The organism is Micromonospora sp. NPDC049049, from assembly GCF_040649115.1.
Classification (GTDB): domain Bacteria; phylum Actinomycetota; class Actinomycetes; order Mycobacteriales; family Micromonosporaceae; genus Micromonospora.
Genome location: NZ_JBEZEX010000001.1, coordinates 48716 through 60096 on the forward strand (window position 1 = coordinate 48716; position 11381 = coordinate 60096).

The following is an 11381-nucleotide window of genomic DNA, read 5'->3' on the forward strand; positions in this document are numbered from 1 at the left end:
TTTAGGCTGGACCGAATCCTGCTCCTGGGGGGCGTGTGTCCGAGTTGCGGTTCAGCCTGGCCGACGTGGCGGGAGTGCGGCTCGCCGTGTCACCGGTCAACGAGACGGTCATGAGCATGTGGGCGCTGGCCAACCCGGTCCGCTACGCGGTGCACCTGCCCTGGATCGACCGGGCCCGGGTGACGTTGCATCGTCCCGAAGTGGCCGACCGGGTCCGGCCTCTGGTGGGGTTGGTCGTGCCGGGTCGCTGGCTGCCCGACTTCCTCACCCCGGCGGCCCGACCGAACGTGGAGATGGCCGAGCAGCTCGACCAGATCGCCGCGACGCCGCCGGCCGTGGTGGTCCAGGACCTGCTGGCGACCACCTGGCAGAAGCCGCTGAGCCCGTTCGGGCGGGCGCTGCTCGCCGACCCCGGCGGGCTGCTGCCGCAGGTCGTCGACGCGGTGCGGGTCTGGTACGACGAGGCGATCGCCCCGGACTGGCCGCGGATGCGGGCGCTGCTCGACGCCGACGTGGCGTATCGGGCCGCCCAGCTCGCCGAGAGCGGCGCCGGCCAGTTCTTCGAGCACCTCCACCCGAGCCTGCGCTGGCACGGCGACCGGGTGATCAGCGACGACACGTTCGAGCGGGACTTCGACCTCCGCGGTCGTGGGCTGGCGCTGAACCCGACGGTGTTCACCGAGCAGCACGTGCTGTGGAACCTGCTCGAGGATTCGCTGCCGGCCGGCGCGTACCCGGTCCGTGCCGTCGGGACGCTCTGGGAGGCGACCGCGTCGCCGCCCGGCGACCCGCTGGCACGGGTGATCGGGCCGGGCCGGACCACGCTGCTGTGCCTGCTCGAGACGGCGCTGACCACCACCGACCTGGCCCGACTCACCGGGATGTCCGCCGGAAACGTCTCCCAGCACCTGGCCGCGTTGCACGGCGCCGGCCTGGTGTCCCGGTTCCGCGAGGGCCGGCACGTGCGCTATCGCAACACCGATGCCGCGGCGGTCCTGCTCCGGGCCAGCCGGGGCGAGTGAGCCCAGCGCCCGATCAACGCAGCAGCAGCTCGGCGACCGGGTGGCGGTGCCGCAGGCCGGTCTCCCGGGCGTGCAGGTCGGCCGGGAGGTCGAACGGGTTGCCGAGTCGTCCGACGGCGGCGACCACCAACGGGCGGACATCGCCGGGCAGGTCGAGTTCGGTGGCGAGGCCGGCCCGGTCGAACCGGGTGAGCTGGTGTACGTGCAGGCCGAGCGCTGTGGCCTGCACTGTCAGGTGGGCGATCGCCTGCCCCAGGTCGTACGCCGCCTGCTCGGTGTTCAGGCCGGTGTGGGCGCCGACCACCAGGGTCGCGGCGTGCCGGATCCAGATCTGGTCGTCGACCGGGAGGCTGATCAGGATCCGTTTCCAGGTCTCGTCGTCGCGGTGGCCGAGGGCGAACCGCCAGGGCTGCCCGTTCTCCGCCGACGGGGCCCAGCGCGCGGCCTCAAGCAGCGAGGCGGACTCCTCCGGGGTCAGCTCGGCGCTCGGGTCGAAGGCTCGTGGACTCCAGCGGTAGGCGAGCAGCGGGGTGAGATCGGCCATACACCGGATCGTCCCTTATGGGTGATTCGCCCATCAGGATGGGGTGGCTGAATGTGGGCAAGAGCACCCGTAACGGGACGAAGATCAAGGCGTTCCCGGGCCCGGGCTCTCCGGCGGGTCCGGGGTCGGCGGCGCGGCGGTGTCGAGCGGCTCCCGGTCGATCACCACCGGGCCGGCCAGCTGCACGGTGGCCGGTGCCGGGCCGGGTGCGGCGGCCAGCCTCAGCGTCCCGGCCCCGGTCTGGACGCCGGTGGGTGTGCCGTCCTGGTCGTAGCAGTAGATGCCCACATCCAGCGGGGCGTTCAGCGACGCCGAGGTGGAATCCACCGAGTAGCAGGTGCCGGTGAGGCCGTCGGGCGTCCTGGCTGGGGCAACGGCCAGGGGCGCGCGTCGGTCGGTGAGCACGTCCAGCCAGTCGGTGAGCAGGTGCTGGACCCGGGGGTCCGACCGGCGTGGAACCGCGTCGTCGCGATCACCCAGGCGTACGCAACTCGCCGACTCGGCCCGACCGGCCGACGGCAGGGCGCACTGGAACAGCCCGTCGGCCGTGCTGGCCATCGAGACGTCGGCGGTGCCGCCCAGGGCGCCACCCGGCACGTCCACCCGCCAGCTGCCGTCGTTCGCGCTGGTGAACACGATGGTGCGATCCGATTGACCCGTCTGGCTGTAGACGTACTGGGCCACCAGGTGACGGTCCTGAGCCGCCGCGGCCAGCGCGGCCAGCTCGTCCCGTGCTGCGTCCACCTCGACCGGCCCCGGGTCGGCTGGCGGCGGAGGCGGAGGCTGCTCGCTGGTGCAGGCGACCAGGAGGGCTGGCAGGGCGAGGACGAGCGGCCCGATCACGCGGCCGGCCGAGCGGATGAGGACGGGCACCGGCCCATTCTGGTGGGTGCGGGCGGTTGGCGGGTGCCGGCGCGTACCTGGCCCGTCCCGGCGTGTCGGGCGGGGCGGCCCGGCGTACCCATCCGACCTGGTGGGACCGCCCCGGCCGGTCCCGGCCGGGCCGGATGGTGGGATCACCTGACCCGGCTTCGTTATCCGCCGGATACCCTCATGAGGTCTGACACGCGCCGCCGGCCCCGGTTCCGGCGGCGTCGGCACGCTCAGGGTCGCTGGGAGGGAGTGCACCGTCGTGGCACTCGTGGTGCAGAAGTACGGCGGGTCCTCCGTCGCCAACGCCGAGCGGATCAAGCGGGTGGCCGAGCGCATCGTCGCCGCCCGCAAGGCCGGCGACGACGTGGTGGTGGTGGTCTCCGCGATGGGTGACACCACCGACGAGCTGCTCGACCTGGCCAACCAGGTCAGCCCGCTGCCGCCGGGCCGCGAGCTGGACATGCTGCTCACCGCCGGGGAGCGGATCTCCATGGCCCTGCTGGCCATGGCCATCCACAACCTGGGGTACGAAGCCCGCTCGTTCACCGGTTCGCAGGCCGGCGTGATCACCACCTCGGTGCACGGCCGCGCCCGGATCATCGACGTCACCCCCGGGCGGCTCAAGGGAGCCCTCGACGAGGGTTCGGTGGTCATCGTGGCCGGCTTCCAGGGCGTCTCGCAGGACACCAAGGACGTCACCACGCTGGGTCGCGGTGGTTCGGACACCACCGCCGTGGCGCTCGCCGCCGCCCTGCACGCCGACGTCTGCGAGATCTACACCGACGTGGACGGCATCTTCACCGCCGACCCTCGGATCGTGCCCAACGCCCGACACATCCAGCACATCACCTACGAGGAGATGTTGGAGCTGGCCGCGTGCGGCGCGAAGGTGCTGCACCTGCGTAGCGTGGAGTACGCCCGGCGGGCGGGGTTGCCGATCCACGTCCGTTCGTCATACTCGACCAACACCGGCACGATGGTCACCGGATCGATGGAGGACCTTTCCGTGGAGCAGGCACTGATCACCGGGGTCGCGCACGACCGCAGCGAGGCCAAGATCACGATCGTCGGGGTGCCCGACGAGCCGGGTGCCGCCGCGCGGATCTTCGACACCGTCGCCGGCGCCGAGATCAACATCGACATGATCGTGCAGAACGTCTCCACCGAGGGCACCGGCCGGACGGACATCTCGTTCACCCTGCCCAAGGCCGACGGCCCCACCGCGATGGCCGCGCTCAGCAAGATCCAGGAGCCGGTCAAGTTCAAGGGCCTGCTCTACGACGACCACGTCGGCAAGGTCTCGCTGATCGGCGCGGGCATGCGCTCGCACCCCGGGGTGGCCGCCGGCTTCTTCGCCGCCCTCGGCGCGGCCGGGGTCAACATCGAGATGATCTCCACCTCCGAGATCCGGGTCTCCGTGGTCTGCCGGGACACCGACCTCGACGCCGCCGTCCGCGCCATCCACGACGCGTTCGAGCTGGGCGGCGACACCGAAGCCGTGGTCTACGCGGGGACGGGTAGGTAGCGCCGATGACGGCGCTGCCCACCCTCGCCGTGGTCGGAGCGACAGGTGCCGTCGGCACGGTGATGTGTGAGCTGCTCACCGGGCGACGCAACGTCTGGGGCGAGATCCGGCTGCTCGCCTCCGAGCGCTCCGTCGGCCGCCGGGTGCGCTGCCGGGGCGAGGAACTCGTCGTCCAGGCGCTGACCCCCGAAGCGTTCGACGGGGTCCAGGTGGCCATGTTCGACGTGCCCGACGAGGTCTCCGCCGAGTGGGCACCGATCGCCGTCGCCCGCGGCGCGATCGCTGTCGACAACTCCGGCGCGTTCCGGATGGACCGCGACGTCCCGCTGGTCGTTCCGGAGATCAACCCCGAGCAGGTCCGCAACCGGCCCCGGGGCATCATCGCCAACGCCAACTGCACCACCCTCGCGATGATCGTCGCCGTCGCGCCGCTGCACCGCGAGTACGGCCTCCGCGAGCTGGTGCTCGCCTCCTACCAGGCGGTCTCCGGAGCCGGTCAGTCCGGCGTCGACATCCTGCACGACCAACTCACCAAGGTCGCCGGCGACCGGGCGCTCGGCTCGCGCACCGGCGACGTACGCCAGGCGGTCGGCGACGACCTGGGCCCATTCCCGGCACCCATGGCGCTCAACGTGGTCCCGTGGGCCGGCTCCCCGGCGGACAGCGGCTGGTCATCGGAAGAGATGAAGATCCGCAACGAGTCGCGGAAGATCCTCGGCCTCCCCGACCTCAAGGTCTCCGCCACCTGCGTCCGGGTGCCGGTGGTCACCGCCCACTCGGTAGCGGTGCACGCGGTCTTCGCCACCGAGGTCGACGCCGAGGGTGCCCGCGAGGCACTGCGCAACGCACCCGGGGTGATCCTGGTCGACGACCCCGCGGCCGGGGAGTTCCCGATGCCGATCGACGCCGTCGGCACCGACCCGTCCTGGGTCGGCCGGATCCGCCGCGCCCTGGACGACCCCCGCGCCCTCGACTTCTTCGTCACCGGCGACAACCTCCGCAAGGGTGCGGCCCTCAACACGGCCCAGATCGCCGAACTCCTGGCCAAAGAACTCCGCACCCTCTAACCCCCGCTGCCTCCCTGCCCCGCCCCGCTGGCTCCCTGCGCCGGTCCTGCACCGCAGCGCGGTTGCCCCCTCCCGCGGCCCTGCCCTCTGACCCGCGTCGATCATGGACTTGTGGTGGGGGCGTTCACCCCTTCTGGGGCTAAAGCGCCCACCCCAAGTCCATGATCGATCTGGTCTTGAGGCTCGGGGTGTCCTCCGCTGCGGCGATCTTGCAGTTTCTGTGGCGGCATATCAGACTAGAGCGACAAAACGACAACCAAAAGTGCAAGATCGCCGGCGCGTGGGCGTGGGCTTGGGGTTAGGCGGCGGAGAGGAGGACGCCGTCTCGGCCTTGGCGTTTGACCGCGTAGAGGGCCTGGTCGGCTCGCTTCAAGGTGCGGTCGGGGGTTTCGCCGGGGCGGGGTAGTGCGACGCCCACGCTGATCGTGCGGCCGATGCGGCGGGCCGCCTCGGTGAGCCGTTCGGCGATCCGGACCGCCTCCTCCGGGCGGCTCACCTCGATCACCGCGACGAACTCGTCGCCGCCGATCCGGTACAACTCGTCGCCGTGCCGCAGCGCCCCCTCCAGCGCCCGGGCCAACCCGACCAGCACCCGGTCACCGGCCTGGTGGCCGTACGTGTCGTTCACGGTCTTGAAGCCGTCCACGTCGATCGCCAGCAGGGCCGTGCGCCCGGGGGTGGCCGCAGCGATCCGCTGCCCGAACGGGCCGGTGTGCTGCAACCCGGTCAGCGGGTCGGAGCTTGCCTGCTCCCGCAGCTGGGACAGCGTGCGCAGCCGGTCCACGCTCGTCCAGGCCTGCCCGGCGAGCAACTCCATCAGGCTGACCGTGGTCGGGTCCGGGCGCAGTGCGCGTTCGTCGGCGACCAGCAGCACCCCACCGGCGTCCGTGGGCCCGACCGGCACGGCGACCAGTGTGCGTACCCCCGCCCGGGTCAGCGGGCGGTAGTCCTCGGTCGGCGGATGCCCGGCCTCGCCCAGCGTGTAGCCGGCGCCGTACCGGTGCGCCCGCTCGACCATCCGGTCCAGGGCGGCAGGACCCGCCGCGGCCAGTTCGGCGCGGATCCGGGTCTCCAGGTCGCTCGGCGTCGCCGGGGACGGGCCGAGCTGGCCGCCGATCAACAGCAGTGCGGTGGAGAGCGTGGAGACCTCCCGGGCGGCGCGGGCCGCCGCCCCCATCACCTCTCCCTCGGTCGGCGCGGAGGAGAGCGCGGACGCGTGCCGGAGCAGCTTCTCGCTGCGGCTCTCCACCGGTGGGCCACCGAGGGCGGCGATCCGCGCACCGAGCCCGTCGGCCAGCCGCTGCGCGGTCTCCCGCCACGGCTCCAGGTCCGTCGGTTCGCTCCACTGAAGGTCGAGTACGCCGATCGCCCGGCCCGTCGGGTCCAGCACCGGTACGCACAGCTCGGCGATCACGTCCGGGCGGACCGGGAGGTAGTCCGGGTCGACTGTGACGTCCGGGACGACGGCGGGGACGCCGGTCGCGTACACCCGGCCGACGATGCCGGTCCGTGCCGGAACCGTGGCGAAGACCTGCCAGGCCCCGGTCGCCGCTACGCAGCGCAGACGGTCGTGGGCCGCGAGGAGTACGGAGATGGTCGCCGGGGTGTGGCGGGACAGTGCGGTGACCGTCCACCGACACGCCTCCGGTGTGCTCGACGCCATCGGCAGGCGGACGGTGACGTCACGGATGACTCGCTGATGATCCACTCGCACGTCGTTCCAGGTAGGGGAGGGGTCCGGCTGACGCCGAACCGCTCGATCAAGCGTACTCACGGTGGCGGGCCAGCGACCTTCGTACACACGTGCTATCCACAGGCTGTGGACGCGGCCTGTGGACGGCTGCCCCCGGGATGCCGCGCCCGGCGATAGCCTGAAGCACCCCGGCGTCGAGGAGGCGAGCCCGTGCTCATCGCCCAGCTCAGTGACCCGCACCTGACCACCGGCCTGCTCGCCGCGGAACCCGCCGCCGGGCTGCACCGGGCGCTCGGTCGGGTGCTGGCGTTGCGACCCCGCCCGGAATGCGTGGTGATCACCGGCGACCTGGCCGACCACGGGAAACCCGAGGAGTACGCGGCGCTGCGCGAGGTGATCGGCGCATTCCCGCTGCCGGTGCACCTGGCCACCGGTAACCATGACGACCGGGAGTCGCTGCTCGACGCGTTCGGGGGCACGCCGTGGCTCGGCGGCGGCTTCTCGGCCTACTACCACGTCGACCACGAAGCGGTGTCGGTCGTGGTGCTCGACTCGCTCGTCCCCGGCAGCGACGGCGGCCAACTCGGCGAGGAGCAGCTCAGCTGGCTCGACGGGGTGCTGGCCGGGCGGCCCGAGGTGCCCGCCGTGCTCTTCCTGCACCATCCACCGGTCGCGGTCGGCATCCCGGTGGCGGACACCATCCGGCTCGCCGACGGTGATGCCCTCGCCGAGGTCATCGGCCGGCACCGGCACGTCGTCCGGGTCGCCGCCGGCCACCTGCACCGCCCGGTCACCACGGCGTACGCGGGCACGGTCCTCACCGTGGCCCCCAGCACCTGGAAGCAGAGCACGCTCACCATGAGCGCCGACGAGCAGATCGGTTGGGTCCACGAGCCCACCGCCTTCCTGCTGCACTCGGTCGAGTCTGGCGGCTGCGTGACCCACACCGTGCAGGTCAGCCACTCCACCGGGCAGACCTGCGGCTTCTGAAGGGGCTACGTCGTGCTGGCCTGGTACGTCTCGTACGGCTCGAACATGCACGCCGCCCGGCTGGCCTGGTACATCGGTGGCGGCTGCCCGCCCGGCGGAAAGCGGACGTACCCGGGCTGCCGCGACCGGCGCCCACCCAGCCGGTCGACGCCCGTGTCGCTGCCCGGCGGCATCTACTTCGCCGGCGAGTCCGGTGCCTGGACCGGCGGCATGGCCTTCTACGACCCGCACCTGCCGGGCGAGGCCGCGGCCCGCGCCTACCTGGTCACCCTGGAGCAGTTCACCGACATCGCGGCCCAGGAGATGTACCGCCCGCCGGGCGACACGACCGAGCTGATCCCGGCGACCGGCGCGGCCATCGACGCCGCCGTCGCCAACGGACGGGCCACGCTCGGCCCGGGGCGGTACGAGACGCTGATCTGCCCGGGCAGCCGCGACGGTGTTCCGATGCTCACCTTCACCGCCCCCGAGGGGGCGTCAGCCGTGCCGTGCCGACCTCCCGCGCCGATCTACCTCGGCATGATCGCCCGAGGGCTGCGCGAGTCGCACGGCTGGCCCCCCGAGCGGATCGCCACCTACCTGGCCGCCCGGCCGGGCGTGGCGGGCGCCTGGCCAGCGGACGCCGTCACTTCAGTGGTCGACAAGGCGCTGGCCGACGGCTGACCCGTCGGCTCGCGCCTCCGCGGGCGCCGGTCAACCAAGCAGGAACTCGCGCAGCGCGGGTGCCAGCGTCGTCGGGGGCACGTCGTGGTAACCGCCGTCGAGGCTCACTGACCGGCCGCCCGGCACGGCCTCGGCCGCCGCCCGACTCGCGTCCCGCAACCACTGTGGACTGCCGGTGCTGTCCACTGCGAGGGTCGGCGCGGTGATGGTCGCCAGCCGGTCGGCGGGGAGTCGCCCGCCAGCCGTGACGATCGCGTCGTACACCAGGGTGTGCGCGATCGCCGTCAGCCCACCCCACATCGGTTGCGACCGCATCCCGCTGATCTGCTCGGCCGGCAGCCCCACCGAGGCGCTGAGGAAGATCTCCACCGCGCCGTCCCGGTCGTCGGCGGCGATCAGCTCGATGAGCTGCGGTGTGATGTCCTTGCCGACGCCCACGTGCGGACCGACCCGGAACGGTGGCTCGAACATGACCAACCTGGTCACCGGTAGACCCTGTGCGGTGGCGAGGGCGGCCAGGACGGCTCCGGAGGAGATGCCGTAGACGGCGGCGGAACCACCCGCCGCCGCGATCAGGGCGGCCAGGTCGTCGATCTCGCGGCCGACCTCGTACGGCGCGGTGTCACCGCTGTAGCCCCGACCGCGACGGTCATAGCTGAAGACGGTGAAATCCGGTGCCAACGCGGCACCCAGGTCGCGGGTCGCGCCGCGATCGCTGAACGCGCCCCCGACGAGGACGACCGCCGGCCCGGCACCGGACCGCTCGAACGCGATGGGCGTGCCGTCGACCGATCGCACCTGCTCCGCCACGGGTGTCGTTCCGCTCACGATGCCGTCCCCATTCCTCGTAGGCTGCCCTGTCCTTTCTAGACCCTGGGTCTGACGTTGTCCGGCAGACCGCGTTAAACGATGATCGATAACGGCCTCCGCGTACGCGCTGCTCCGATGCGCTGCCCGGGTCGACCGGTGGGCGTCCGGATGAGAGGCTGTCGGGGCGGGGGCCATGCTCAACCACCGTCATCCGCGACCCCTTCGACGGCGTCCGTCGGCGGCCCCGGTCGACCCAGAGGCCAGGCACCGTACGCGCCGATTCTCACGAGGAGACCCATGTTCATACCCGGGATGCGTCGGGCCGCTGTCGGCCTGACCGCGCTCGCGGTGGCCGCTTTCGGCGCGGTCGCCACCAGCCCTGAACAAGCCGACGCGCGGCCGAAGCCGGTCGACGTCACCCTGCTAGCCCTCAACGACTTCCACGGCAACCTCGAACCGCCGAGCGGGTCCAGCGGCACCATCGCCGGGCAGACCGCTGGTGGCGTCGAGTTCCTGGCCACCCACCTTGCCGAGCTGCGCGCCGCAGCCAAGAAGAAGAACACCATCACCGTCGCCGCCGGCGACCTGATCGGTGCGTCCCCGCTGCTCTCGGCCGCGTTCCACGACGAGCCGACCATCGAGGCGCTGAGCATGGCCGGGCTGGACTACGCCAGCGTCGGCAACCACGAGTTCGACGAGGGAGCCGCCGAGCTCCTGCGGATCCAGAACGGCGGCTGCCACCCGGTGGACGGCTGCATCGACGGCACCCCCTACCGGGGAGCCGGCTTCCAGTACCTGTCCGCGAACGCCTTCAAGACCGCCACCGGCAAGCCGCTGATGGCGCCGTACGCGATCCACAAGGTGCAGGGCGTCAAGGTCGGCTTCATCGGGATGACCCTGGAAGGCACCCCGCAGATCGTCAGCCAGCAGGGCGTCGCCGGCCTCAGCTTCGCCGACGAGGCGGACACCGCCAACCGGTACGCACGCGAGCTGCGCCGCAAGGGCGTACAGGCGATCGTCGTCCTGCTGCACGAGGGCGGCACTCAGGCCGCGACCGGCGGGATCAACGACTGCGTCGGCATGACCGGCCCCATCGTGGACATCACCAACCGGATGGACCCGTCGATCGACGTAGTGGTCAGCGGGCACACCCACCAGGCGTACAACTGCGACATCAACGGCAAGCTGGTCACCAGCGCCAGCTCGTTCGGTCGCCTGGTCACCGACATCGACCTGAAGATCGATCGCCGGAGCGGAGACGTGGTCTCCGCCGCCGCGAACAACGTCGTGGTCACCCGCGACGTCGCCAAGGACCCGAGGCAGACCGCGCTGATCAACCGGTACAAGACAGTGCTCGGCCCGGTCGCCGGACGCCAGGTCGGCGTGACCAGCCAGGCGATCACCCGGAGCCAGGAAACCCTCTTCGGTACGAGTCTAGGCGAATCGCCACTGGGCAACCTGATCGCCGACGCGCAGCTCGCCGCCACCGACGACGAACAGAACGCCGTCGCCGCCTTCATGAACCCGGGCGGGGTCCGAGCCGACCTCGACGCCGGCCCGGTCACCTACGAGGAGGCGTTCACGGTGCAGCCGTTCGCCAACAACCTGGTGACACTGGACCTCACCGGTCAGCAGCTCTACTGCGTACTGGAGCAGCAGTTCGTCACCGGTCGGACCCTGTACCCGTCGGCCACAGTGGGCTACGTGGTCGACCCGAACGGCACCACCGGCACGGTCGCCGACCCGTGCGCCGGCACCCGTGTGGTCCGGGGCAGCCTCACCCTCGGCGGCACCGCCGTCGACACCGCCGCCACCTACCGGGTGACGGTGAACAACTTCCTGGCCGGCGGAGGCGACGGCTTCAGCGCCCTCACCGGCGGCACGAACCTGGTCACCGGCCAGATCGACCTGGACGCCTTCGTCGACTATTTGACCGCCCAGTCGCCGGTCTCCGCGCCGACGCTGGACCGCATCCGCACCACCGCCGAGGTCCCCGCCGCCTGACGGCCGACTTCCGCGACATCGGGCCCCGGAGCACCAGCTCCGGGGCCCGACCCGTCCCAGCCCCCGCGAGGCCGCGCTTGTGGTTGCCCGCCCGTCTGCCCGCCCGTCTGCCCGCCCGCGCTGCCCGCGCCGCCCCCGCGCCGCCCCCGGGCTGCCCCCGGGCTGCCTTCGCCGCGCTGCTCGCGCACGC

The 11381-nt window shown here is 72.1% G+C and carries 10 protein-coding genes; 6 read left to right on the forward strand and 4 right to left on the reverse strand.

Going from position 1 to position 11381, the window contains the following annotated elements:
- The first annotated feature begins 35 nt into the window (after nucleotides 1–35).
- The gene (locus tag AB0B68_RS00225; RefSeq protein WP_357257067.1) at nucleotides 36–1022 is read left to right on the forward strand and encodes an ArsR family transcriptional regulator; all 987 of its coding nucleotides are present in this window, start codon (nucleotides 36–38) and stop codon (nucleotides 1020–1022) included.
- A 13-nt stretch (nucleotides 1023–1035) separates the two neighbouring features.
- On the opposite strand, the gene AB0B68_RS00230 is transcribed toward AB0B68_RS00225, so the two are convergent.
- Together AB0B68_RS00230 and AB0B68_RS00235 are read right to left on the reverse strand one after the other, a co-directional pair.
- Nucleotides 1036–1566, reverse strand: a complete 531-nt coding sequence (locus AB0B68_RS00230; protein ID WP_357257070.1) for a nitroreductase family protein — start codon at nucleotides 1564–1566, stop codon at nucleotides 1036–1038.
- Between the two features lie 84 nt (nucleotides 1567–1650).
- Entirely contained in the window at nucleotides 1651–2439 is a 789-nt protein-coding gene (locus AB0B68_RS00235; protein ID WP_357257073.1) for a hypothetical protein, read from the reverse strand.
- A gap of 259 nt (nucleotides 2440–2698) precedes the next feature.
- On the opposite strand from AB0B68_RS00235, the gene AB0B68_RS00240 reads away from it, so the two are divergent.
- Nucleotides 2699–3964: an aspartate kinase gene (locus AB0B68_RS00240; RefSeq protein ID WP_030489892.1), complete on the forward strand. Its 1266-nt coding sequence runs from the start codon at nucleotides 2699–2701 to the stop codon at nucleotides 3962–3964.
- A gap of 5 nt (nucleotides 3965–3969) precedes the next feature.
- Nucleotides 3970–5031, forward strand: coding sequence for an aspartate-semialdehyde dehydrogenase (locus tag AB0B68_RS00245; protein ID WP_357257076.1), 1062 nt, complete (start codon nucleotides 3970–3972; stop codon nucleotides 5029–5031).
- A 298-nt stretch (nucleotides 5032–5329) separates the two neighbouring features.
- Here the strand turns inward: AB0B68_RS00245 and AB0B68_RS00250 are convergent, their stop codons facing one another.
- The gene (locus tag AB0B68_RS00250) at nucleotides 5330–6739 is read right to left on the reverse strand and encodes a sensor domain-containing diguanylate cyclase (RefSeq protein WP_357257079.1); all 1410 of its coding nucleotides are present in this window, start codon (nucleotides 6737–6739) and stop codon (nucleotides 5330–5332) included.
- A gap of 195 nt (nucleotides 6740–6934) precedes the next feature.
- Here AB0B68_RS00250 and AB0B68_RS00255 point away from each other — a divergent pair, with 195 nt between their 5' ends.
- Complete coding sequence (locus AB0B68_RS00255) at nucleotides 6935–7714, forward strand: phosphodiesterase (protein ID WP_355006016.1); 780 nt, start codon at nucleotides 6935–6937, stop codon at nucleotides 7712–7714.
- A gap of 12 nt (nucleotides 7715–7726) precedes the next feature.
- Nucleotides 7727–8377, forward strand: a complete 651-nt coding sequence (locus AB0B68_RS00260) for a histone deacetylase (protein WP_357257082.1) — start codon at nucleotides 7727–7729, stop codon at nucleotides 8375–8377.
- A gap of 30 nt (nucleotides 8378–8407) precedes the next feature.
- On the opposite strand, the gene AB0B68_RS00265 is transcribed toward AB0B68_RS00260, so the two are convergent.
- Nucleotides 8408–9205 (reverse strand): alpha/beta hydrolase, encoded by a 798-nt coding sequence (locus AB0B68_RS00265; protein ID WP_357201261.1) that lies wholly within the window; start codon nucleotides 9203–9205, stop codon nucleotides 8408–8410.
- Between the two features lie 279 nt (nucleotides 9206–9484).
- Here AB0B68_RS00265 and AB0B68_RS00270 point away from each other — a divergent pair, with 279 nt between their 5' ends.
- A complete protein-coding gene (locus tag AB0B68_RS00270; RefSeq protein ID WP_357257084.1) occupies nucleotides 9485–11191 on the forward strand; it encodes a bifunctional metallophosphatase/5'-nucleotidase in 1707 nt (568 codons plus the stop codon).
- Nucleotides 11192–11381: the final 190 nt, after the last annotated feature.